Source organism: Mesorhizobium sp. YR577 (assembly GCF_900116595.1).
Classification (GTDB): Bacteria; Pseudomonadota; Alphaproteobacteria; order Rhizobiales; family Rhizobiaceae; genus Mesorhizobium_M.
The window spans coordinates 56,065-78,892 of record NZ_FPBI01000008.1; the positions used below are offsets into that span (position 1 = coordinate 56,065).

19 protein-coding genes and 1 tRNA gene are annotated in these 22,828 nt (G+C 62.6%); 8 read left to right on the forward strand and 12 right to left on the reverse strand.

Translation table 11 applies throughout. From position 1 onward, the window contains the following. Positions 1-14 precede the first annotated feature (14 nt). Both BM413_RS13165 and BM413_RS13170 read right to left on the reverse strand, forming a co-directional pair. Complete coding sequence (locus tag BM413_RS13165) at positions 15-500, reverse strand: peroxiredoxin (RefSeq protein WP_091913797.1); 486 nt, start codon at positions 498-500, stop codon at positions 15-17. A gap of 99 nt (positions 501-599) precedes the next feature. Then, a complete protein-coding gene (locus BM413_RS13170; RefSeq protein ID WP_091913798.1) occupies positions 600-1,406 on the reverse strand; it encodes a protein-disulfide reductase DsbD domain-containing protein in 807 nt (268 codons plus the stop codon). 147 nt (positions 1,407-1,553) lie between these two features. Between BM413_RS13170 and BM413_RS13175 the strand changes: the two genes are divergently transcribed. Continuing rightward, positions 1,554-2,162, forward strand: coding sequence for a YqgE/AlgH family protein (locus BM413_RS13175; protein WP_091913799.1), 609 nt, complete (start codon positions 1,554-1,556; stop codon positions 2,160-2,162). On the opposite strand, the gene BM413_RS13180 is transcribed toward BM413_RS13175, so the two are convergent. Genes BM413_RS13180 through thrC form a run of 4 tightly spaced genes read right to left on the reverse strand, consistent with a single transcriptional unit; the run spans position 2,153 to position 8,358 of the window. Continuing rightward, positions 2,153-5,041 carry an EAL domain-containing protein gene (locus tag BM413_RS13180; RefSeq protein ID WP_091913800.1) on the reverse strand — a complete coding sequence of 963 codons (2,889 nt, stop codon included), beginning with the start codon at positions 5,039-5,041 and terminating at the stop codon, positions 2,153-2,155. The two genes, BM413_RS13175 and BM413_RS13180, sit on opposite strands and share 10 nt — an antisense overlap. A gap of 3 nt (positions 5,042-5,044) precedes the next feature. After that, on the reverse strand, positions 5,045-5,641 hold the full coding sequence (locus BM413_RS13185) for a GNAT family N-acetyltransferase (protein WP_091913801.1): 597 nt from the start codon (positions 5,639-5,641) through the stop codon (positions 5,045-5,047). A gap of 15 nt (positions 5,642-5,656) precedes the next feature. Then, on the reverse strand, positions 5,657-6,949 hold the full coding sequence (locus BM413_RS13190) for a M16 family metallopeptidase (protein WP_091913802.1): 1,293 nt from the start codon (positions 6,947-6,949) through the stop codon (positions 5,657-5,659). 14 nt (positions 6,950-6,963) lie between these two features. Continuing rightward, positions 6,964-8,358, reverse strand: a complete 1,395-nt coding sequence (gene thrC, locus BM413_RS13195; protein ID WP_091913803.1) for a threonine synthase — start codon at positions 8,356-8,358, stop codon at positions 6,964-6,966. 148 nt (positions 8,359-8,506) lie between these two features. Here thrC and BM413_RS13200 point away from each other — a divergent pair, with 148 nt between their 5' ends. Continuing rightward, positions 8,507-9,094 carry a hypothetical protein gene (locus BM413_RS13200; protein WP_091913804.1) on the forward strand — a complete coding sequence of 196 codons (588 nt, stop codon included), beginning with the start codon at positions 8,507-8,509 and terminating at the stop codon, positions 9,092-9,094. Positions 9,095-9,177: 83 nt separating this feature from the next. Here the strand turns inward: BM413_RS13200 and BM413_RS13205 are convergent, their stop codons facing one another. Beyond that, positions 9,178-9,867: an HAD family hydrolase gene (locus BM413_RS13205; protein ID WP_091913805.1), complete on the reverse strand. Its 690-nt coding sequence runs from the start codon at positions 9,865-9,867 to the stop codon at positions 9,178-9,180. A 184-nt stretch (positions 9,868-10,051) separates the two neighbouring features. On the opposite strand from BM413_RS13205, the gene BM413_RS13210 reads away from it, so the two are divergent. Further along, positions 10,052-11,185, forward strand: coding sequence for a site-specific DNA-methyltransferase (locus BM413_RS13210; protein WP_091913806.1), 1,134 nt, complete (start codon positions 10,052-10,054; stop codon positions 11,183-11,185). Between the two features lie 445 nt (positions 11,186-11,630). Here the strand turns inward: BM413_RS13210 and BM413_RS13215 are convergent, their stop codons facing one another. Genes BM413_RS13215 through mutY form a run of 3 tightly spaced genes read right to left on the reverse strand, consistent with a single transcriptional unit; the run spans position 11,631 to position 13,731 of the window. Continuing rightward, positions 11,631-11,993, reverse strand: a complete 363-nt coding sequence (locus BM413_RS13215; RefSeq protein ID WP_091913807.1) for a nuclear transport factor 2 family protein — start codon at positions 11,991-11,993, stop codon at positions 11,631-11,633. Continuing rightward, a complete protein-coding gene (locus BM413_RS13220; protein WP_091913808.1) occupies positions 11,990-12,601 on the reverse strand; it encodes an HAD family hydrolase in 612 nt (203 codons plus the stop codon). The genes BM413_RS13215 and BM413_RS13220 overlap by 4 nt, the downstream gene beginning before the upstream one ends. Further along, a complete protein-coding gene (mutY, locus tag BM413_RS13225) occupies positions 12,598-13,731 on the reverse strand; it encodes an A/G-specific adenine glycosylase (protein WP_091913809.1) in 1,134 nt (377 codons plus the stop codon). Before mutY ends, BM413_RS13220 begins: the two co-directional genes overlap by 4 nt. A gap of 55 nt (positions 13,732-13,786) precedes the next feature. Here mutY and BM413_RS13230 point away from each other — a divergent pair, with 55 nt between their 5' ends. From BM413_RS13230 to BM413_RS13245, 4 genes are all read left to right on the forward strand, one after another. After that, positions 13,787-14,293, forward strand: a complete 507-nt coding sequence (locus BM413_RS13230; RefSeq protein WP_091913810.1) for a DUF721 domain-containing protein — start codon at positions 13,787-13,789, stop codon at positions 14,291-14,293. A gap of 136 nt (positions 14,294-14,429) precedes the next feature. Beyond that, positions 14,430-15,125, forward strand: a complete 696-nt coding sequence (locus BM413_RS13235) for a DsbA family protein (RefSeq protein WP_091913811.1) — start codon at positions 14,430-14,432, stop codon at positions 15,123-15,125. A 60-nt stretch (positions 15,126-15,185) separates the two neighbouring features. Continuing rightward, on the forward strand, positions 15,186-18,644 hold the full coding sequence (locus tag BM413_RS13240) for a chromosome segregation SMC family protein (protein WP_091913812.1): 3,459 nt from the start codon (positions 15,186-15,188) through the stop codon (positions 18,642-18,644). A 138-nt stretch (positions 18,645-18,782) separates the two neighbouring features. Continuing rightward, entirely contained in the window at positions 18,783-19,304 is a 522-nt protein-coding gene (locus BM413_RS13245) for a P-loop NTPase family protein (protein ID WP_091913813.1), read from the forward strand. A 63-nt stretch (positions 19,305-19,367) separates the two neighbouring features. Here BM413_RS13245 and BM413_RS13250 read toward each other — a convergent pair. Then, a tRNA-Gln gene (locus BM413_RS13250) sits at positions 19,368-19,442 on the reverse strand. 145 nt (positions 19,443-19,587) lie between these two features. Next, positions 19,588-19,932, reverse strand: coding sequence for a VOC family protein (locus tag BM413_RS13255; RefSeq protein WP_091913814.1), 345 nt, complete (start codon positions 19,930-19,932; stop codon positions 19,588-19,590). Between the two features lie 195 nt (positions 19,933-20,127). Between BM413_RS13255 and ppdK the strand changes: the two genes are divergently transcribed. Next, complete coding sequence (gene ppdK / locus BM413_RS13260) at positions 20,128-22,794, forward strand: pyruvate, phosphate dikinase (RefSeq protein ID WP_091913815.1); 2,667 nt, start codon at positions 20,128-20,130, stop codon at positions 22,792-22,794. The last annotated feature ends 34 nt before the right edge of the window (positions 22,795-22,828 follow it).

The following is a 22,828-nucleotide window of genomic DNA, read 5'->3' on the forward strand; positions in this document are numbered from 1 at the left end:
CCGGCCGGTTCTGATCAGAGCTGTTCGAGAAGCTTGGCCGCACCCGATTCGACGGCCTGGCCGGGCGAATCCTCGATGTTGAGCGCGGTTACCTTGCCATCATCGACGATCATCGAGAAGCGCTTGGAACGGATGCCGAGCCCGCCGCCGCTGAGGTCGGCTTCAAGACCGGCGGCACGAACGAAGTCGCCATTGCCGTCAGCGAGATAAAGCAGCTTGCCTTCGCCGCCGGTGAAATTTGCCCATGCGCCCATGACGAAATGATCGTTGACCGCAACGACCGCGATCGTGTCGACGCCGCGCGAGATGATCGCGTCGTGGTTTTCCAAATAGCCGGGAAGGTGGTTGTTGGAGCAGGTGGGGGTGAAGGCACCCGGCACGCCGAACAGAACGACCTTCTTGCCGCCAAAAATCTCGGCAGTGGTCACGGCCTTGGCGCCGTCGGAGGTCATCGTCTTGAAGGTCGCTTCGGGCAGTTTGTCGCCAACGGAAATCGTCATGAAGTCTTCTCGCTTTGTCCGGTTAAGGTTCGGGGAATTGGGTATCGGCTTATCGTCTCCAGGGCAATCGCCAGGGGGGCGATTTCGAAGCCTCAGAGGTTACATATAGGGCAGGATGCCGCTGACGGAACCGGCATCGGAAACCAGCGTGTAGTGCAGCCCGCCTTCGGCCGGCGCCTGTGCAGGGCGGTTCAGTATCTCAACCGAAAACAGCGTCTTGCCGTCCTTGTCCATGCGCTTTGGTGCGGCGAAGGAATAGCCGTTTTCGCCGGCGATGAAGAAATCGGCCGACGTCGGATTGCCGGGAAAGGTGGCCTCCACGAGCAGGCTCTTTTCGTCCTTGCTAACGATCTTCACGTTGAAATCCGGCTGCTCGGCCGCGGGCAATGCCTCCTGTGCGGCGGATATGAGGGCGGTATCGTCGGCATTGTCGGGATCGCTGGCGGGATCGAGCGACAGCTTGGTGCTGACCGGGATGCAGATGGTCTCGCATATGCCGAGGAAGATGTGAGCGTCGATCTTCGCCGGCTCATTGGCCGATTTGAGCTGAAAGGTGATCGGCAGCGCAACCGACTGGTCATATCCGGCCCATTTCGAATAGCCGTCATCGTGATGCTGCGGGGCGGGGAAATCGAATTCCGCGCTCGAAATGTTGGTGCTGGCGCTGATGTCGAGCTGCGGCGGCACGCCGGCGTCGCCCGGGTCGCGCCAGTAGGTCTTCCAGCCCGGATCGAGATCGATGTCGAGAATGCCGTGAAGCTGGCCGTTTGCGTCCGGCTTGCCGGAGGTGACGAGCCGCACCCTGCCGCCCTGCGTTTCGAACCAGTCGGTGGACGATGCCAGCGCTGGCGTTGCGCCAATTGCGATGGCAAACAGGCCGATTGCGGTGACGATCGTGCTTTTCATGCCGGCGATTTGACCTTGCAGGCAGTATTACGCAACCGGCTCATCCTTTCGCCACCATCATTTTTGCGTGAGGCCACGCCCTACATCTGTCAACATTGGCCTAAGGCGTATCTTTCAAGAGTGTCGAAAACGCGTTACTTTTGCCGGATGGACCTCTTGCGTCAGAAAAAAGCTGCGGAGAAACGTGGATTTCTCGATGACCAGTTCCTCATCGCCATGCCGGGGATGAAGGACGAAAGGTTCGCGCGCACCGTGATCTATGTTTGCGCCCACAGCGACGAGGGCGCGATGGGCCTCATCATCAACCAGTCGCAGCAATTGCTGTTTCCCGATCTTCTGGTGCAACTCGGAATTCTCGACGAGCAGGAGGCGATACGCCTGCCGCCGTCGGCGCGCGATTTTGTCGTGCGCAATGGCGGCCCGGTCGACCGCAGCCGCGGCTTCGTGCTCCACACCGACGACTACAAGGTGGAATCCTCACTGCCGGTGTCGGAAGACATCTGCCTGACGGCAACCGTCGACATCCTGCGCGCGATCTCGTCGGGCAGGGGACCGCGCCACGCGCTGATGGTGCTGGGCTATGCCGGCTGGGGTGCCGGCCAGCTCGAAAGCGAGATCGCCCAAAACGGCTGGCTGACCTGCCCGGCCAAGCCGGAATTCCTGTTCGACGGGGATATCGATCGAAAATATGATCGCGTGCTGGCCTCTATCGGCGTCGACCTGGCTCATCTTAGCCAGGATGCCGGTCACGCCTGAGCGACCGGATACTGCTCTTTCAACAGTTTCAAGACGGAATCGCCGGGTATCGGCGCGCCGAACATGTAGCTCTGGACATATTCGCAGCCCATCTGGCGCAGCTGCAGAGCGTCGTTCTCGTCGGCAATGCCTTCGGCAACCACCGACATGCCGAGCTCATGCGCCATGTTGACCATGGATTTCAGCAGCACCGAGCGCTTGGGCGAAGAATCGTCGAGGAAGCTCTTGTCGATCTTGATCGTGTCGAAGGGAAAGCGCGTGAGATACGACAGCGACGAATAGCCGGTGCCGAAATCGTCCAGCGACAGGCCGATGCCAAGCTGCTTCAGCTTGGCCAGGACATGGGCGCTCTGTTCGGGATTGTCCATCACCAGGGATTCGGTCAGTTCGAGGCGGAAGCACCGTGCCTTGAGGCCGGCGCGCGCGATAACCGAGCGCACGTCGCTGACGAGGTCGCGGCGAATGAGCTGGCGGCTGGAAAGGTTCACCGACACCGAGAGCGGCGCGTCGCCGATCTGCTTCTGCCAGCCGGCAAGGTCCTCGGCTGCGCGCTGCATGGCGAACAGGCCGAGCTGCACGATCAGGCCGCAACTTTCGGCGACCGGGATGAAATCCGACGGCGGGATCTGGCCGCGGCGGGGATGGTCCCAGCGCAGCAGCGCTTCGAAACCAGCGACGCTGCGGTCTTCAAGACGCACGATGGGCTGGTAGGCGAGGGTAAGCTCCTTGCGCTCGACGGCACGGCGCAGGTCGGATTCGAGCTGCAGACGGTCGGTGCCGACCGAACGGAAAGCGGGCCGGAAGGGCTCGATGCGGTCGCCACCGAAGCGCTTGGCCTGGTGCATGGCGAGTTCGGCATCCTTGACCATGTCCTCGGCCGAAGCCTGGGCTTCTGTCCAGGTGATGAGGCCGACGGATGCCGTCAGCACGATCTCGCGCTTGGCGAAGGTGATCGGCGAGCGGATCGCCTGCTTGATGGCGTCGGCGACCGCTGCAATGCGGGCCGGGTCCTGCTCGGACAAAAGCATCAGGGCGAACTGGTCGCCGGCAAAGCGCGATAGCGAGTCCTTCGGCTTGAGAATGCGGTGCAGACGGCGCGCGATCGTCAGCAGGATCGTGTCGCCGGCCGAAATGCCGAGGCTGTCATTGACATGCTTGAAGCGGTCTATGTCGATGACGAAGACGGTCGGGCGAACCTTCTCCTCGGTCTTGGCGATCGAGATGATCGCCTCCAGCCGGTTCATGAACAGCTCGCGGTTCGGCAAGCCGGTGAGGTTGTCGTGCACGGCATCGTGCAGCAGTCGTTCCTCGGATTTCTTCTGCTCGGTCACATCGATGAGCGTGCCGACGCAGCGGATCACTTCGCCGTCCGAGCCGATGACTGGGCGGGCGCGAAGCGAGAACCAGTGATAATGCCCGTCGGCACCACGCAGGCGGAAATTCTGCGCCACGCGTCCGCGGCGATGTTCCAGCACGACGTCGAGCGTGGTGCGGAAGGTGTCGCGGTCGTCGGCATGCAGAACCGGCAGCCAGTTGCGGGCGGGGCCGCCGAGGCTGTTGGGCGCAAGGCCGAGCTGCAGGCTGACATCCGGGCGCGTCACCACGCGGTCGCGCAGCACGTCCCAGTCCCAGACGATATCGCCTGAACCGGCAACCGCCAGCGCCTGGCGTTCAAGGTCGCTGAACAGGCCCTGATGCAGCGCGCCGCCGGCGAAAGCGTGCTGCATGACGGTGAAGCCGATCAACAGGATGATGAGGATCAGGCCGCCGCCGAGCGCCGGCTGGACGACGTCATTGTCCAGTATGCCGGTGATCGCCATCCACGATCCGCATAGCCACAGGAGCACCATGACCCAGCTGGGGATCAGCATGATGGCGCGGTCGTAGCCGCGAATGCCGAGATAGACGATGAGGCCGACGCCCAGCAGCGCCGTCGCCCCGAAGGAGAGCCGCGCGATGCCGGCAGCCACGGCCGGGTCTATGACCGCGACGCCGGCGATCAGGATCAGCCCGAGTATCCAGGCGAAAACGCCATAGCTGAAATGGCCATGCCATCGGTTCAGGTTGAGATAGGCAAAGAGGAACACCACGAAGGTCGCTGCCAGGCCGACCTCCGTGCCGGCTCGCCATATCTGCTCATTGCCGGGCGATATCTCGATGACCTTGTTGAGGAAGCCGAAATCGACGCAGATATAGGCCAGGACCGCCCATGATAGGGCTGCCGTCGCCGGGAACATCGAGGTTCCCTTGACGACGAAAAGAATGGTCAGGAACAGCGCCAGCAGGCCGGAAATGCCGATGACGATGCCGCGGTAGAGCGTGTAGGAATTGACCGAATCCTTGTAGGGCTCGGGATCCCACAGATAGACCTGCGGCAGCTTCGGCGAGGCGAGCTCGGCGATGAAGGTGACGACCGTGCCGGGGTTGAGCGTTACCAGGAACACGTCGGCGTCGGGGCTCGCCTGCCGGTCGAGTGCGAAGCCCTCACTCGGCGTGATCGCGGTGATGCGGCTGGAGCCGAGGTCAGGCCAGAACAGGCCGGAATTCACCAGCCGGAAATGCGGCGCGACGATCAGACGGTCGATCTGCTGCTCGGTCGTGTTGGCGAGCGCGAAAACGGCCCAGTCGCCGCTGGAGCGCTTGTTGTTGGCCTCGACCTCGATTCGCCGCACGATGCCGTCGGGGCCGGGGGCCGTCGAGACCTGAAAGTTCTCACCCTGATTCCGGTAGATCTCGACCGCGCCCGAAAGATCGAGCGCGACATCGTCACGGGCGATCTTGATGGGCTCGATGGCGAATGCCGACGAGATGGCGCACAGGCTTACGATTGCCGCAAGGACAAAAGCCGCAAGGCGCCGGATCCGCAGAGAATATGCCAAAAATCAGCCCTTCGTCCTGACGCCAAGCCGATCGTCCGCGATCAGGGCGTAGAGGTAGTGATCCTGCCAGTTACCATTGATCCTGAGATAGGATCGCAAAAGTCCTTCACGCTGAAATCCGGCTTTTTCAAGCACACGTACGGAGCGCGAATTTTCGGGAATACAGGCAGCCTCGATCCGGTGCAACCTCAGCGTATCGAAAGCGAACCGCACGAGCAGAAGAAGGGCGTCGACCATGTAGCCCTTTCCGGCGTAGCGCTCGCCAACCCAGTAGCCGATCTGGCCGCTTTGCGCGACGCCCTGGCGGATGTTGCCGATGGTGATTCCGCCAACCAGCCGCCCCGAAGCGTTCTCGAATATGAAGAAGGCAACCGCGCTGCCATTGGTGAAATCTTCACGGTAGCGGCTGAGCCGCTGACGCCACGAGGCCCGCTCGAGCTCGTCGGAAGCCCAGCGCGGCTCCCACGGTTCGAGGAAGGCGCGGCTGTCGGCGCGCAGGGCTGCCCACTCGCGATAGTCGCCGGATTCGGGCACCCGCAGGTTTACTCGATCACCTTTCAGCGCCGGAAAGTCTCGGCGGAAAAAAGGAAACGCGATCATCGCTTTGACGCGGGCTCAGACGGCCAGCTTGCGAAGGCCGTTGTCGAGTCCCGGAAGCGCGTCGAGAATGGCTTCATAAGGCGGGAGCGTTCCGACCGGTCCAACGGCGGTTACCGTCGGCTTGGTCGAGAACAGCCGCGACGACAGATCCGTGAGGCGATCGACGGTCAGCGCAGAAAGCCGCTCCATCAGCTCTTCCTTGGCGATGGGACGTCCGAAAAGCAGCATCTGCCGCGCAATCTGCGAGGCCCGGCTGGAAGCGCTTTCGCCCGACATGATGAGGCCGGCGCGATATTGCGCGCGGGCACGGTCGAGTTCGTCCTGGCCGATATGCTCGCCGGCCCTCTCCAGTTCCTTGATGATCACGGGAACGAGCTTGGCGATATCGCCTTCGCCCGTCGCCGCATGGACGCCGAAGATGCCGGTGTCGGAGAAGCCCCAGTGGAAGGCATAGACCGAGTAACACAGGCCGCGCTTTTCGCGCACTTCCTGGAACAGGCGCGAAGACATGCCGCCGCCCAGAATCATCGACAGGACCTGCGAGGCGTAGAAATCGCGGACGTGATAGGCGCGGCCTTCGAAGCCGAGCACGATCTGTGCATCCTGCAGGTCGCGGTGTTCGCGGTAGTCGCCGCCGACATAATGCGCATATTGCGGAACGACGCTGTCGGACTTGGCGCGGAAGCCGCCCAGCCGTCGCTCGACGTCGCGGACGAAGACATCATGCTTCACGTCGCCGGCAGCCACGACCACCATCTGGTCTGCGCCGTACTGGCGCTCCATGAAGGAATGGAGCTGGCCGGAGGTGAAGGATTTGACGGTCTCGGGCGTGCCAAGGATCGAGCGGCCGATCGTCTGGTGGCGGAAGGCGGTCTCGGTGAAGTGATCGAACACGACGTCGTCCGGCGTGTCGTGCGCGGCGCCGATCTCCTGCAGGATCACGTGCTGCTCGCGCTCCAGTTCCTCGGGATCGAATTTCGATTCCGTCAGGATATCGGAGAGAAGGTCCATCGCCAGCGGCACGTCATCGGCGAGCACGCGGGCATAGAAGGAGGTTGTCTCGACGCTCGTGGCGGCGTTGATCTCGCCGCCGACATTCTCGATTTCGGAAGCGATCTGAAAGGCGCTTCGCCTGCTGGTCCCCTTGAACGCCATGTGTTCGAGGAGGTGGGCCATCCCATGCTCGTCGTCGCGTTCGTTGCGGGCCCCGGACTTGACCCAAACGCCCAATGCGACAGATTCGATACTTGGAAGGGTTTCGGTGGCGACTGTCAGGCCGTTCGACAGACGGCTTACCTCAACACCCATATAGATATTACTCCCTAACGCGCCGCCCGTGCGTGGCGGCTAATATGATCTTCCACCATTTTAAGCTCGGATGGAAGTACCGTGTATTTTTCCTCGCGTTCCATCAATCCGGCAAGCCATGCGGGCAGGGGCGGAACAACACCGCTCGCTGCTTCGACAGCGGCGGGGAACTTGGCTGGGTGAGCGGTGGCAAGCACGACCATCGGTGCGTCGCCCTTCTGGCGGTTCGCGACATGAACGGCAGTCGCCGTGTGTGGGTCGAGCAGATAGCCGCTTGCCTTCAGCGTCTCGCGAATGGTTGCCGCGGTCTCTTCCACCGTCGCGCGTCCGGCGTCGAACTCGCCGCGGATCTTCGCAATGGCAGGGGCCTCGATGGTAAATGCACCCGACTGCTTGAGGCCGGCCATATAGCGGCGGACGGTGCCTGCATCCCGCGCCGACGCTTCGAAAAGAAGGCGCTCGAAATTGGATGAGACCTGTATGTCCATCGACGGCGAGGTCGTGGCGACGACGCCTGTGGTGCGGTATTCGCCGGTCGAAAGCGTGCGGGCGAGGATGTCGTTGTCGTTGGTAGCGATCACCAGGCGCTCGATCGGCAGGCCCATCTTCTTGGCGGCATAGCCGGCGAAGATGTCGCCGAAATTGCCGGTCGGCACGGTGAACGACACCGCGCGATCGGGCGCGCCGAGCGAAATCGCCGACGAGAAATAATAAACGATCTGGGCCATGATTCGCGCCCAGTTGATCGAATTGACGCCCGACAGGGAGACGCGATCGCGGAAGCCGTGATCGTTGAACATGTCCTTCACCAGACCCTGGCAATCGTCGAAATTGCCTTCGACGGCGAGCGCATGCACGTTGGGGGCGGTCGAAGTCGTCATCTGTCGCTGCTGCACCGGCGAGACGCGGCCATGCGGGAAAAGCACGAACATATCGGCGCGGTCGCGGCCGGCAAAAGCGTCGATCGCCGCACCGCCGGTGTCGCCGGACGTTGCAGCGGTGATCGTCGCGCGCTGGTCGCGCTCGGCCAGCACATGATCCATCAGCCGCGCCAGCAGCTGCATCGCCACGTCCTTGAAGGCGAGCGTCGGGCCGTGGAAAAGCTCCAGCACGAAAGTGTTCGCATTGGTCTGCACGAGCGGGCAGACGGCATCGTGGCGGAAGGTGGCATAGGCTTCGCGCACGATGCGCTCGAAAGCCGGTGCGGCGATCTCGCCGCCGAGGAACGGCGTCAGCAGCCGGACGGCAAGATCGGGATAGGCAAGGCCGCGCATGGCGCGGATTTCAGCCGCGCTGAACTGCGGCCACTCGCTCGGAATGTAGAGGCCGCCATCGCGGGCAAGTCCCGCAAGAACCGCATCCGAGAAACCGAGTGCGGGAGCTTCCCCGCGTGTGCTGACGTATTTCATTGTCATCCGTTCGTCGTGGTGTGCCTGAGGTCTAGGCGACTGAAACTTCTGTGGAAAAGCAGATCGGTGAAAAACTGAATCCCGTCAGTCGCATTTTTGCCGCGGCGTTGATATACAGCGACAGCTTTGAGAGAGGGAAGTGCAGCATATGCAGTTTCGATTTATCGACAGTCGTTTTTTGGCCGGTCTTGCCGTTTCGAGCTTTATGATTGCCGCCGCTGGTTGCCAATCCAACGACGCGGCGAAAGGCTTCGACGCAGCCAGCAAGCCCGATCAGGCAGGCAGGATCCTGGAAAGCGACCTCAGGGCCTATTGCCCGAACATTACCCTGCGTGAAGGGACAGCCTTCTTCAGCAGCTATGCCAAGGGCGGTCAGGACGATGCGACGAAGCTGATGTATCAGGCTTCCATAGCCGACGTGACCCGCGCCTGCGTGACTCGCGATGGCACGCTGAGCATCGACGTCGCAGCTGCCGGCAAGATCGTGCCGGGTCCGGCCGGTGCGCCGGGAAGCGTGACCCTGCCGATCCGTGTCGTCGTGGTGCGTGGCGAGGAAGTGCTGTACTCCAAGCTTACCCAGTTTCCGGTCAGCCTGACCGATAAAACGGCGGCCACGCAGTTCGTCTTCAACGACAAGGGCGTTTCGGTTCCGGTTCCGGCCGAGCAGAACATCCGCATCTATGCCGGCTTCGACGAAGGTCCGGCGCCGAAGAAGAAGACGGCTGCCGCCGAGTGACAAAACATGCCGCGCCAAAGTGCGCGGCGGTTTTGCGATAACGGCATGCATCAAAACCAACAGCTTAAAGCGCGAGCCGCGCTTTAAGCGTCTTCCGACCATTCGAGAAGTGCTGCGACGACGCCGGGAAAATCCGCCCAGCGGCGAATGACGGTTTCAGCACCCGCTTCGGTCAGCGCATCGGCATGGCCGGGATAGCTGTGTGAAGCGCCGGTGAAGCCGATGACGCGCAGGCCGGCAGCCTTTGCGCCGGAAATGCCGTGAACCGAATCCTCGACAACGAAGGTGCGCGCGGGATTGGCGCCAAGCGTGTTGACCGCATGCAGGAACACGTCCGGCGCCGGCTTCGGCTTTTTCGAGGGCGTCTCGAGCGAGGAGAAGATGCGGCCTGAGAAGAATGGCAGCAGCCTCGTCTTTTCCAGCATCATGTTGAGACGCTCGCTGCTCGAATTGGAACAGATGCAGCGCGGGCCGGTGACAGATGCCACCGCCTCATGCGCGCCTTCGATGGCGCGAACCTCGGCCTGCAGCCGGCGGTCCACAAGCGATTCCGCCTGATCGATCAGCGATGCCTGGAACGGTATCTGCGACTGTTCCTCGATGCGCAGCATGATGTCCTTGAAGGTCAGGCCGGCATAGGTCTCGGCCAGTTCTTCTGGCTCGATCGGAAAGCCGGCAGCGGTCAGCAATTCGGCCTCTACGCGCGCGGCGATGATTTCTGAATCGACGAGCACGCCGTCGCAATCGAAAATGACGAGATCAGGCTGGGTCATGTAAATCCGCAATAGCTGGGAAGAAAGGCCGCATGGCGGCAAGCGATGTTTTCGCGGCGCGGCATACACCATGGACAGGCTCACCGCAAATTATTGGTCGCGGCGAGTCGCGCTTCACCAAATGTTTACGCTGATCGGTAACCATAACGGGGTGTAAACAGTAACGCGTATTTCGGGTATCAGAATGTCAGCCGTGCGTGCTCTCGCCGACCTTTCCCCCCTGCCGCAGAAAGCCGAATGGCTGGATACGATCCTGAAGGGCGACTGTGTCGCCGCCCTCGACAAGCTGCCTGAAAAGTCGGTCGACGTGATTTTCGCCGACCCGCCCTACAATCTCCAGCTCAATGGCGACCTGCACCGCCCCGACCAGTCCAAGGTCGATGCGGTGGACAATGACTGGGACCAGTTCGACAGTTTCGCCGCCTATGACGCCTTCACCCGCGCCTGGCTGCTGGCCGCGCGCCGCGTGCTGAAGCCCAACGGCACGATCTGGGTCATCGGCTCCTACCACAACATTTTCCGCGTCGGCGCCTCGATGCAGGATCTCGGCTTCTGGATCCTGAATGACATTGTCTGGCGCAAGACCAACCCGATGCCGAATTTCCGCGGCCGCCGCTTCCAGAACGCGCATGAGACGATGATCTGGGCCTCCCGCGACCCGAATGCCAAGAGCTACACCTTCAACTACGATGCGCTGAAGGCGTCCAACGACGACATTCAGATGCGCTCGGACTGGCTGTTCCCGATCTGCACCGGGGCCGAGCGGTTGAAGAACGACAATGGCGATAAGCTGCACCCGACGCAGAAGCCGGAAGCATTGATTGCCCGCATCATGATGGCTTCGACGAAGCCGGGCGATGTCGTGCTCGACCCCTTCTTCGGTTCCGGCACCACCGGTGCGGTGGCAAAGCGCCTCGGCCGCCACTTCGTCGGCATCGAGCGCGAGCAGGACTATATCGACGCCGCCAATGAGCGCATCGCAGCGGTGAAGCCGCTTGAGGCTGCCGACCTGACGGTGCTTTCCGGCAAGCGCGCCGAGCCGCGCGTCGCCTTCGTCAACCTGCTCGATTCCGGCATGCTGAAGCCGGGTGCGACGCTTTACGACGCCAAGAAGCGCTGGGCCGCCAAGGTTCGCGCCGACGGCACGCTGGCGATCGGCGACAATGCCGGTTCAATCCATCGCGTCGGCGCAGTCCTGCAAGGCCTGGAATCCTGCAACGGCTGGACCTTCTGGCACTATGAACGCAATGGCGGCCTGACCCAGATCGACGAACTGCGCCGCATCGCGCGCCTCGGCATGGAGCGGGCAGGGGCCTGATCTTCGGAAAGCTTTTTTGTTTACGCAATTCCGGACGGAAAACCGCGACACACTTTTCCTGGAATTGCTCTCCGAGACCACCGATGGGCCGGCTTCCAGTCACCGGCTGATCCCGAACGCTCGAGGTCACCCTCGGGCGTTTTGGCATTTCTGTAGATCGTTTCAGGTTTTGGTGGAGACGCACTCGCCGCAGGCGGCAGGGCAATACCCCCACCCCTAGCCCCTCCCCACAAGGGGGAGGGGGACGGTTTCGTCGCCTTGACAGCCAAGAACGTTGAAGATTAGCGCCGGATAGCAGTGCAGAAAAGTTCCCCTCCCCCTTGTGGGGAGGGGTTAGGGGTGGGGGTGCTTCCTATACGATCGCCTTGCCTCAAGCGGGGTGAAGGTACCGGTGGCTGCATGAGGGGCATTCCACCTGAGCCGAAAAGGCTCTGGACACACGGCCTTATCCCTCGACGTCGACGCGGATTATCCTGCCATCCTCGTCAAGCGTAATGGTTTCGGTCCCTTGTCGCTTGTAAGGTGCGCCTGTCGTAGCGCTCGTTGCCTGTAGCGCCCAGACCGAGCGGGCGGTGTTGGGCGATAGCGTCTCGACCGACAAATCCTCGGAAACCTGGTCCGGATATTCGGCGAAATAGGTTTTGAATGCGGCCATCACCGCATCGCGGCCAGATATGAGTCCGCCGACACCGCCCGAATCATAGACGATATCGGCGGCAAACATCGCTTCGATGGCGTGGTAGTCGAGCGCATTGATCGCGGCATGGTATCGCCGCAGAATCTCAGCCGGCTCGACGCCCTGCGTCACGCCTCGATGCCTCGCTGCTCCAGATCGCGCCGCAGCGTTGCGGCATCCGTGAACAGCACAGCCTGCCAGCCGGCGGCCTTGGCGCCTTCGACATTCTTCGGGCTGTCGTCGATGAAGATCGTCTCCGACGGATTGAGGCCGAAGGTAGATGCATGGTGGTCGTAGATGCCGCGGTCGGGCTTTATCATGCCGATCTCGCCCGAAACGGTCACGCCGCGCGGGCGCTCGAGGAAGGGAAAACGCTGCCGCGCTTCCGTGAAAGTGTCGGCGGCGAAGTTGGTCAGCATGGTCACGTCGTGGCCCTTGTCGATCAGGGCCTCCATCACTTCGACGCTGTCGTCATAGGCGTGCGGCACCATCTCGTGCCAATAGCGGCGGAAGTTGCGGATGTTTTCCTCATGGTCGGGATGCTCGGCGATCAGCAGGCTTTCAGCCTCTTCCCAACTCCGCCCGCGATCCTGCTCGATGTTCCAGTCATGGGTGCAGATCGTTTCGAAGAACCGTTTCCGCTCGGTCTCGTCCGGGATCAGCCGGCTGAAGGGCAGGTCCGGGTCGTAATGGATCAGCACCTTGCCGATGTCGAAGACGATGTGGCGGATTTCGGTCATGAATGCCTCTTTGCTGTGTGTGGAAACGGCTTTTTCGTCGCGCCCGGTATGGCAGCCTCGATTGCCTTTTTCATGACAGTCGGCAGCGCCTCGCCGTGAAGCGTGGCGACTGGAGCCCAGAAACTGCCGGCAGGCAAGGGACGGTCGGCGATCTCTGCGTAGTAGACATCGAGTTCGAGCGCGAAATGGGTGAAGACGTGGGAAATACTGCCCGCCCGCTGCCACTCGGCGGCAAAGGGCGCGCCGGCAATGGTGGTGTCGCCGTCGATGCGCGCGGTCCATGCGGTCGTCGGCACCTCGCTCATGCCGCCGAGCAGACCCTTTTCCGGGCGCTTGCGCAAAAGGATCGCGCCGTCCGGGCGGATCGCGATGAATGCCGCGCCTCGTCGTCCCGGCTTTTCGGGCTTCGGGGCCTTCACCGGATAGAGTTCTGGATCACCATTCGCCAGCGCTTCGCAGCCGTCGCGCAGCGGGCACAACATGCAGCGTGGGAGGCGTGGGGTGCAGATCGTTGCCCCCAGATCCATCATCGCCTGGGCGAAGTCGCCGGGCCGGGCAGGCGGCACCAGAGTTTCAAGAATGGCGCGGATTTCCGGCTTGGCGTCGGGCAGGGGCGTGGAAATCTCGAACAGGCGCGACATGACGCGCTCGACATTGCCGTCCATCACGGCAGCGGGCCGGTCGAAGGCGATGGCCGCGATTGCGGCTGCCGTATAGGCGCCGATGCCGGGCAGTTCGCGCAAGCCTGATTCCGTATCCGGAAAAGCACCTGTGCCGGCTGCAACGAGATTGGCGCAGGCTTTCAAATTGCGGGCGCGCGAATAATAGCCGAGGCCGGCCCAGGCCTTCATGACGTCGTCGGTTTCGGCGGCGGCAAGCGATTTCACATCCGGCCATTTCTCCAGAAACGCGCGGAAGTAGGATTTCACCGCCTCGACGGTCGTCTGCTGCAGCATGACTTCCGAAAGCCAGACGCGGTAAGGGTCGGGGCGAATACCGGATGCCAGCTGGCGCGGCGAAACGCGCCACGGCAGTTCGCGATGATTGGCGTCGTACCAGTCAAGCAGGGGCGCTGCGATATCGCCGCTGGAGGGTGCGGCGCTCTTGCGGGGTTTTGCCTGTGGTGCCATTGATCGTGCTACTGATCCGCGCCTTGGGTAAGGGTGCATAGTCCGGAGAACGCACATGGCAGGGAAAAGCCGTTACGGCAATCCCGTTCCGGTGAGCGATCTCGCCACCGAAATTCTCGATCCCGTCCTGCGCAAGCGCGCCGGCATCTCGGTCGGGCTCGTCCAGTCGTGGGAGGAGATCGTCGGCCCGCGGATCGCCGCCAAGAGCCGGCCGGAAAAAATCCAGTGGCCGCGCCGCCTGCACGAGGACGATCCGTTCGAGCCGGCGACGCTGATTGTCGCCTGCGAGGGCTTGGCCGCACTTCATTTGCAGCACGAGACCGGCGAAGTCATCGGCCGGGTCAACGCCTTTCTCGGGTTCACCGCGGTCGGGCGCATCCGCATCGTGCAAAAGGCCCTGATCGACACGAGTTTGCCGCCGAAACCGCGCCCGCGGGCGCTGACCGACGGCGAGAAGACAAAACTCGCCGGCACGGTAGAGAATATCGAGGATGACGGTTTGCGGGCAGCCCTCGAACGGCTTGGCGCGACAATAATAGGCACGAAAAAGAAGAAGAGTTGACATCCATCTCGCATATTCGTGATTGCTGTTGCGGAACTTGTCGATTGGATTGGGGGAACAGATGCCTTAATTCGCGCCAAGTCTCGCTTTTTGGTGCCTTGGCATCGCACAATACAATCTCAGGCAGGTGATTCGTATGATCCGTTCCATTCCGCGCAGAAAAGTTCTCTCGACACTGGCTCTCGCGCCGGCGGCAATGGTGCTCGCCTCGCAGGCTGGTTTTACCGGACGCGCGATGGCGCAGGACGCCGCAGCACCGGCACCCGGCAAGGCGCCTGAGCCGCAGGGCAAGGTCGACATGGCCAAGGTGCTCGAGGCCGGCGCGCTGCCGGACAAGCAGCTCGGCAAGGACGATGCGCCGGTGACGATCGTCGAATACGCCTCGATGACCTGCCCGCACTGCGCGCATTTCCACGAGACTACGCTGCCGGCGCTGAAGGAAAAGTACATCGATACGGGCAAGGCGCGCTTGATCTTCCGCGAATTCCCGTTCGATCCGCGCGCCGAGGCAGGTTTCATGCTTGCCCGCTGCTCCAACGATAACTACTTCCCGATGATCGACGTGCTGTTCAAGCAGCAGGAAAACTGGGCCGGCGTGCCGGATGCGAAGACCGCGCTGCTGCAAATCTCGAAATTGGCAGGTTTTTCACAGGAGTCCTTTGAGGCCTGCTTGACTGACCAGAAGCTTCTGGACGATGTCAGGGCAGTACAGAAACGTGGCGCAGAAGATTTCAAGGTCGATTCCACCCCGACCTTCTTCATCAACGGCAATGTGTACAAAGGGGCTTTGTCTATTGAGGATATGTCGGCGATTATCGACGGCATGCTCTGACGGTCCGGCCATGCCGGGGCGCTTGCGCCCCGCCATGCCTGCGGTCGCGGGACCGCGCCTATGAAATTTTCCCGCCTGCGCCTTCTCGGCTTCAAATCCTTCGTTGAATCGGGCGAGTTCGTCATCGAGCGCGGCCTGACGGGCGTCGTCGGGCCGAATGGCTGCGGCAAGTCCAATCTCGTCGAGGCGCTGCGCTGGGTGATGGGCGAAAGCTCATACAAGAACATGCGCGCCTCCGGCATGGACGATGTGATCTTCTCCGGCTCCGGCACGCGGCCGGCGCGAAACACCGCCGAAGTCACGCTTTTCCTCGACAATGCCGACCGCTCTGCGCCCGCTGCCTTCAACGATGCCGATGAATTGCAGGTGTCGCGCCGCATCGAGCGCGAGGCAGGCTCCGTCTATCGCATCAACGGCAAGGAAGCGCGCGCCAAGGACGTGCAGCTTCTGTTCGCCGACCAGTCGACCGGCGCGCGCTCGCCCTCGATGGTCGGGCAGGGGCGTATCGGTGAGCTGATCCAGGCCAAGCCGCAGGCGCGACGCGCGCTTCTGGAAGAAGCCGCCGGCATTTCCGGCCTGCATACCCGTCGTCACGAAGCCGAGCTTCGGCTGCGCGCGGCGGAGCAGAACCTCGAACGGCTGGACGATGTCGTCGGCGAGCTGGAAAGCCAGATCGAAAGCCTGAAGCGTCAGGCGCGGCAGGCTGCACGTTTCAAGAACCTTTCCGCCGACATCCGCAAGGCGGAAGCGACCCTGCTGCATATTCGCTGGACGCAGGCGAAGACGCAGGAAGGCGAGTCGCGCTCTGCCCTGGCGACGGCGACTTCGCTGGTCGGCGAGCGCGCGGCCCAGCAGATGACTGCGGCCAAGGAGCAGGCGATCGGCGCGCACAAGCTGCCGGAACTGCGCGAGGCGGAAGCCGCCGCTGCCGCTGCCTTTCAGCGCCTTTCCATCGCCAGAACCCAGATCGAGGAAGAGGCAGGTCGCATCCGTACGCGGCAGGCCGAGCTTGACCGCCGCCTGCAGCAGCTCGACGCCGACATTGCGCGCGAACAGCAAATGGTTAGCGACAACGCCGATATTCTCGCTCGCCTTGCCGAGGAAGAAGAGGCGCTGAATGCCGAAAACGCCGGCGCTGCCGAGCGTGAGATGGCAACGCGGGCGACCTTCGAGGAAGCGACCGCGACGCTTGGCTTGAGCGAAATCGCGCTCTCAAAGCTCACCGCGACGCGCGCTGATGCCGCCGCCTCGCGCACCCAGCTTGAACGCGCGCTGCGCGAAACGGCGGAGCGCCGGGATCGTCTGGCCCGCCAGCTTGGCGATGTCGACCGTGAAGTTTCGGAAATCGCCGCACGCATTTCCGGCCTTGCCGATCCGGCCGAAAAGAAGATTCTGGCCGAGGAGGCGCAGGCGGCCCTCGACGATGCCGAGTTTGCAGCGGGTGCGGCCGAACAGGCCGTTGCCGATGCGCGGACGGCAGAAAATGAAGCACGTCCGCCGCTTCAGGAAGCGCGCGCGGAACTGGCCGGCATCGAGACCGAAGCGCGTACGCTGGCCAAGATACTCAATGCGTCGAGCGGCGACCTCTTCCCGGCCGTGCTGGAGCAGGTGAGCGTCGAGCGCGGTTTTGAGACGGCACTTGGTGCCGCCCTCGGCGAAGACCTCGACGTGCCGCTCGATCGCGCCGCTCCCGTGCATTGGGGCGAAAGCGAGCCGATGCCGGGCGATCCTGCGCTGCCGGAAGGTATTCGCAACCTCGCCAGCGTCGTGCGCGCACCGCGCCAGCTTGCACGGCGCCTCGCGCAGATCGGCATCGTCGATGCTGCCGATGGCAGGCGGTTGCAGCTTCTTCTGGCTCCCGGCCAGCGTCTGGTCAGCAAGGACGGCGCGCTGTGGCGCTGGGACGGCTTTACCGCCAGCGCCGATGCGCCGACCGCTGCCGCGCAGCGGCTGGCACAGAAGAACCGGCTTGCCGAACTCGACGCGGAGGCTGTTGCCGCAACCGTGAAAGTGCGCGCTGCGGAAGAAGTTCTGGCCAAGGCCGAGGCGGCAGTGCGCCAGCGCACCGAAGAAGAGCGCCTGTCGCGGCAGGCGTGGCGCGACGCGCAGCACGCAGTCGGACAGGCCCGCGACGCGCTGGCCCAGGCCGAAAGGGCCGCGGGCGAATTGTCGAGCCGGCGTACCGCGCTCGATGAGGCGCGTGCGCGGATCGAGGAAGGCCACGAGGAGGCCGCTGCCGCATATGTCGAGGCCGAGGACCAGTTGGGTTCCGCGCCCGATCTCGGCGATCTTCAATTGCGGCTCGACCAGTCGGCGGCCCACGTTGCGCGCGACCGCGCCGCCGTTGCTGATGCGCGCGCCGTGCATGAAGGATTGAAGCGGGAAGCCGAGGCGCGCATGCGTCGCCTCGATGCCATCGCCAATGAGCGCCGCAACTGGACACTGCGCGCCGAGAACGCCGCCGGCCAGATCGCCTCGCTCGGCGAGCGGCAGACCGAGGCGATGGAAGAGCGCGAAAGGCTCGTCGACGCGCCGGACGAGATCGACGCGCGCCGCCGTGCGCTGATGACGCAGCTTTCGCAGTCGGAGGAGTTGCGCAAGGCGGCAAGCGATCGGCTTCAGGAAGCGGAAAACCAGCAGGCTCTGCTCGACAAAGCCGCGACCGGCGCGATCCAGGCGCTGTCGGAAGCGCGTGAAGCGCGTGGCCGCGCCGAGGAACGCCTGACGGCTGCCGACGATCGCCGCAAGGAGATCGAGGCGCGCATACAGGAAACGCTGAACACGCCGCCGCATCTCGTCATCCGCCACACCGGCCTCGAGGCCGACGCGCCGATGCCGGATGCCGCCGATATCGAGCGCCAGCTTGAGCGCCTGAAAATCGAGCGCGAGCGGCTGGGCGCGGTCAATCTGCGGGCCGAAGAGGAACAGCGGGAGCTGTCCGAACGGCTCGAAGCCATCGTCACCGAACGCGAAGACATCATCGAGGCGATCCGCAAGTTGCGCCAGGCGATCCAGAGCCTGAACCGCGAAGGCCGCGAGCGGCTGCTGGCCGCCTTCGATGTCGTCAACGAGCAGTTCAAGCGGCTGTTCACGCATCTGTTCGGCGGCGGCACGGCCGAACTGCAACTGATCGAATCGGAAGACCCGCTCGAAGCCGGGCTTGAAATCCTCGCCCGCCCACCCGGCAAGAAGCCGCAGACCATGACGCTGCTGTCCGGCGGCGAGCAGGCGCTGACGGCGATGGCGCTTATCTTTGCGGTGTTCCTGACCAATCCCGCACCGATCTGCGTGCTCGACGAGGTCGACGCACCACTCGACGACCACAATGTCGAGCGCTTCTGCAACCTTATGGACGAGATGGCGCGCACGACCGAGACGCGCTTCGTCATCATCACGCACAACCCCATCACCATGGCGCGCATGAACCGCCTGTTCGGCGTCACCATGGCCGAGCAGGGCGTCAGCCAGCTTGTGTCGGTCGATTTGCAGACGGCGGAGCAGCTGCGGGAAGCGAGCTGAACTGACAGGATGCCGAAAAGCAGCCTGGAAAGCTTCGATGCTTTTGTCACGCGGTATTCTGGGGCGGTTGGCCAGCTTTTTTAATCCGCGTGACTGACACGTCTTGGCGTAACCGCCCTTGGTCGCTTAGCTGCCGACATGACAAGAATCTTTATCACCGGAAACGCGGGAAGTGGAAAGACAACTCTGGCGAAGCACGTCGGCAAACTGTTGGACTTGCCGGTCTTCGGTCTGGATGAAATTGTTTGGCAGCCGGGCTGGCGAAAAAGCTCGGACGATTGGCGAACCGAAAAGATCGCCGAACTCGTTTCGCGGCAAGCATGGGTAATTGAAGGCGTATCCATCACAGTTATGAAGGCCGCCGACTTTGTTATTTTTCTCGACGTTGATCGTCGAACGTCCTTCGTTAGGTGTGCCCGGCGGAATTGGCGATACCTGTTTAGAAGCCGCCCCGGTTTGCCGGAGAATTGCCCCGAAATTCTCATCATTCCAAAGCTGATCAAGATCATATGGAATTTCCCTGCCCGAGTGCGACCGGGGATTTTGGCAGCACTGGCGGAGAGAACGGATACCTCATGGATCGTTCGGAAACCGACTGATCTGGAAGTCGCGTTTCAGGCGCTTGTGAATGAGCCGAGAACGCGATTGCTGGAGCGGTAGGCCGAGGTTCCGATTGCGGTTCGGCGCTACGGTTAAGTACTCGTTTTAGTGGAAAGGGGTATCTGGCTGGGGCGGGAGGGTTCGAACCTCCGAATGGCGGTACCAAAAACCGCTGCCTTACCACTTGGCTACGCCCCAAGACCCGGAGCCCCGAGTCGAGTCTGTGCGGCCTTATATTCAGTGTGATCGAAAAGCACAATCGCGGCAAAATGCCTGCCGCAAATTTTACCGCCTCACCCCGGGCGAAGCGGTAGAACGAGTTTCGCGAGCGCGCAAAGGATCGCTATTCGCCCCAGACGGCCAGTTCGTTACCGGCCGGATCGGTGAAATGGAACCTGCGGCCGCCGGGAAAGGAAAAGATCGGTTTCACGATCTTGCCGCCGGCATCTTCCACAGCGGCGAGCGTTTCCTCGAGATTTTCCGAATAGAGAACCGGCAGCGGCTTGGGCGTGGCGTCTCCCGCTTCGGAATAGAAGCCGCCTTCCAGCCCCTCGTCATAGGCCGAATAGCTCGGCCCGTAGTCGGTGAACGACCAGGAGAAGGCTGTGCTGTGGAACGCCTTGACGTTGTCGAGCGTGCCGCCGGTGGCGGGCATTTCGAGATAATCGAGTTTGCCGGTCTTTTTCATGGTAGCCTCTTGTTCTCTTTATGTTCTATAAAATTTGGCATCGAAATACAAGTCTTGTTACCAGCGGATTTCTTAATCGATTGTAGGAGTTAAACTGTCCGAAGCACAGGTTGCCTTTCGCAGCGCAGCAATTTATCGCTTCGCGCTAGAGGCGCTTTTCATCTGCTGTCTCAATTGCATAGGCTAGGAGCGAGCATGACCAAGTGGGTCTACACCTTTGGGGATGGTGCCGCCGAAGGGCGCGCCGGCGACAGGAATCTGCTGGGCGGCAAGGGCGCCAATCTGGCGGAAATGTGCAGCCTTGGCCTGCCGGTGCCGCCGGGCTTTACCGTCACCACTGAAGCCTGCAACTGGTATTACGCCAATGGCAACGCCTATCCGGCTTCCCTGAAGAAAGATGTCACGACGGCGCTCGACCATATCGGCGCGCTGACCGGCCGTCGTTTCGGCGACCCGGCAAAGCTGCTGCTGGTTTCGGTGCGCTCCGGCGCGCGCGCTTCCATGCCCGGCATGATGGACACCGTGCTCAATCTCGGCCTCAACGACGTGACCGTGGAAGCGCTGGCGAAGGATTCGGGCGATGCCCGCTTTGCCTATGACAGCTACCGCCGCTTCATCCAGATGTATTCGGATGTCGTGATGGGGCTCGACCACGAGGTTTTCGAGGAAATCCTCGAGGAGGAGAAGGCCCGCCTCGGCCACGAACTCGACACCGAACTTTCCGCCGACGAGTGGCAGGCAACCATTGCGCTCTACAAGGCCAAGATCGAGGAAGAACTCGGCAAGCCGTTCCCGCAGGACCCGCAGGAACAGCTGTGGGGCGCCATCGGCGCCGTGTTTTCGAGCTGGATGAACCACCGCGCCATCACCTATCGCCGGCTGCACGACATTCCCGAAAGCTGGGGCACGGCGGTCAATGTCCAGGCCATGGTTTTCGGCAATATGGGCGACACCTCGGCCACCGGCGTTGCCTTCACGCGTAACCCGTCGACCGGTGAGAAGATGCTTTACGGCGAATTCCTGGTGAATGCGCAGGGCGAGGATGTGGTGGCCGGCATCCGCACACCGCAGAACATCACCGAAAAGGCTCGCATTGCCGCCGGCTCGGACAAGCCTTCGATGCAGAAGCTGATGCCGGCAGCCTTCAACACCTTCATGGAAATCTCGGAACGGCTTGAAAAGCACTACCGCGACATGCAGGACCTCGAATTCACCATCGAGCGCGGCAAGTTGTGGATGCTGCAGACGCGCTCGGGCAAGCGCACCGCAAAGGCTGCGCTGAAGACGGCTGTCGATATGGCCGCCGAGGGTCTCATCACCCAGGAAGAGGCCGTGGCTCGCATCGACCCGTCCTCGCTCGACCAGCTTCTGCACCCGACGATCGACCCCAAGGCAGAGCGCAATGTCGTTGCGATCGGCCTGCCGGCGTCGCCGGGTGCTGCCACCGGCGAGATCGTGTTCTCGTCGAACGAGGCCGAGGAAATGCGCGCCATCGGCAGGAAGGTCATTCTGGTGCGCATCGAAACCAGCCCGGAAGACATCCACGGCATGCACGCAGCCGAAGGCATCCTGACGACGCGCGGCGGCATGACCAGCCATGCGGCGGTCGTTGCCCGCGGCATGGGCAAGCCCTGCGTTTCCGGCGCCGGCACGCTGCGGGTCGACTACAAGGCCGGCACGATGACCGCCATGGGCACGACGTTCCGCAAGGGCGAAATCATCACCGTCGACGGTGGCACCGGGCAGGTTCTGAAGGGCGCGGTCGCGATGCTGCAGCCGGAGCTTTCCGGCGATTTCGCCGCCATCATGGAGTGGGCCGACAAGATCCGCCGCATGAAGGTGCGCACCAATGCCGAAACGCCGGCCGATGCGCGCATGGCGCGTTCGTTCGGCGCGGAAGGCATTGGCCTCTGCCGCACCGAGCATATGTTCTTCGAGGGCGTACGCATTATCGCCATGCGCGAAATGATCCTCGCCGATACGGAGAAGGACCGTCGCGCAGCGCTGGACAAGCTCCTGCCGATGCAGCGCTCGGACTTCCTCGAACTGTTCGAGATCATGGCCGGCCTGCCGGTGACGATCCGCCTGCTCGACCCGCCGCTGCACGAATTCCTGCCCAAGACGGATCAGGAAATCGAGGAGGTGGCGGCGGCCATGAAGGTGTCGGCGGACAAGTTGCGCCATCGCACCGAGACGCTGCACGAATTCAACCCGATGCTCGGCCATCGTGGCTGTCGCCTGGCGGTTTCCTATCCGGAAATCGCCGAAATGCAGGCGCGCGCCATTTTCGAGGCGGCTGTTGAAGCAGGCAAGAAGACCGGCAACCCGGTGGTGCCGGAAATCATGGTGCCGCTGGTCGGGTTGAAAACGGAACTCGATTTCGTCAAGGCGCGCATCGATGCGGTGGCAAAGAGCGTGATGGAAGAAAGCGGCGTCACCGTCGAATACCTCACCGGCACGATGATCGAACTGCCGCGCGCCGCGATCCGCGCCCATGTGATTGCGGAGTCGGCTGAATTCTTCTCCTTCGGCACCAACGACCTGACGCAGACGACCTTCGGCATTTCGCGCGACGATGCGGCATCCTTCCTCGAAACCTATCGCCAGAAGGGCATTGTCGATCAGGATCCGTTTGTCTCGCTCGATATCGAGGGCGTGGGCGAATTGGTGCGCATGGCAGCCGACAAGGGCAGGTCGACAAGGCCAGACATCAAGCTCGGCATCTGCGGCGAGCATGGCGGCGACCCGGCTTCGATCCGCTTCTGCGAGGAAGTTGGCCTCGATTATGTGTCGTGCTCGCCGTTCCGCGTGCCGATCGCCAGGCTGGCGGCGGCGCAGGCTGCCGTCAAAAAGGGCGGCTGAGCGGAATCTGACGCATCATCCCAATTTTGCCGTT

Excerpts from the sequence above, each read along its gene's own strand:
- BM413_RS13205 (WP_091913805.1), bottom strand. The coding sequence starts at position 9,867 with ATGACCCAGCCTGATCTCGTCATTTTCGATTGCGACGGCGTGCTCGTC.
- BM413_RS13235 (WP_091913811.1), top strand. The coding sequence starts at position 14,430 with ATGATCCGTTCCATTCCGCGCAGAAAAGTTCTCTCGACACTGGCTCTC.
- BM413_RS13165 (WP_091913797.1), bottom strand. The coding sequence starts at position 500 with ATGACGATTTCCGTTGGCGACAAACTGCCCGAAGCGACCTTCAAGACG.
- BM413_RS13240 (WP_091913812.1), top strand. The coding sequence starts at position 15,186 with ATGAAATTTTCCCGCCTGCGCCTTCTCGGCTTCAAATCCTTCGTTGAA.
- BM413_RS13185 (WP_091913801.1), bottom strand. The coding sequence starts at position 5,641 with ATGATCGCGTTTCCTTTTTTCCGCCGAGACTTTCCGGCGCTGAAAGGT.
- BM413_RS13190 (WP_091913802.1), bottom strand. The coding sequence starts at position 6,949 with ATGGGTGTTGAGGTAAGCCGTCTGTCGAACGGCCTGACAGTCGCCACC.
- BM413_RS13220 (WP_091913808.1), bottom strand. The coding sequence starts at position 12,601 with ATGACCGAAATCCGCCACATCGTCTTCGACATCGGCAAGGTGCTGATC.
- BM413_RS13210 (WP_091913806.1), top strand. The coding sequence starts at position 10,052 with ATGTCAGCCGTGCGTGCTCTCGCCGACCTTTCCCCCCTGCCGCAGAAA.
- BM413_RS13175 (WP_091913799.1), top strand. The coding sequence starts at position 1,554 with ATGGACCTCTTGCGTCAGAAAAAAGCTGCGGAGAAACGTGGATTTCTC.
- BM413_RS13170 (WP_091913798.1), bottom strand. The coding sequence starts at position 1,406 with ATGAAAAGCACGATCGTCACCGCAATCGGCCTGTTTGCCATCGCAATT.
- BM413_RS13200 (WP_091913804.1), top strand. The coding sequence starts at position 8,507 with ATGCAGTTTCGATTTATCGACAGTCGTTTTTTGGCCGGTCTTGCCGTT.
- BM413_RS13245 (WP_091913813.1), top strand. The coding sequence starts at position 18,783 with ATGACAAGAATCTTTATCACCGGAAACGCGGGAAGTGGAAAGACAACT.
- mutY (WP_091913809.1), bottom strand. The coding sequence starts at position 13,731 with ATGGCACCACAGGCAAAACCCCGCAAGAGCGCCGCACCCTCCAGCGGC.
- ppdK (WP_091913815.1), top strand. The coding sequence starts at position 20,128 with ATGACCAAGTGGGTCTACACCTTTGGGGATGGTGCCGCCGAAGGGCGC.
- BM413_RS13255 (WP_091913814.1), bottom strand. The coding sequence starts at position 19,932 with ATGAAAAAGACCGGCAAACTCGATTATCTCGAAATGCCCGCCACCGGC.
- thrC (WP_091913803.1), bottom strand. The coding sequence starts at position 8,358 with ATGAAATACGTCAGCACACGCGGGGAAGCTCCCGCACTCGGTTTCTCG.
- BM413_RS13230 (WP_091913810.1), top strand. The coding sequence starts at position 13,787 with ATGGCAGGGAAAAGCCGTTACGGCAATCCCGTTCCGGTGAGCGATCTC.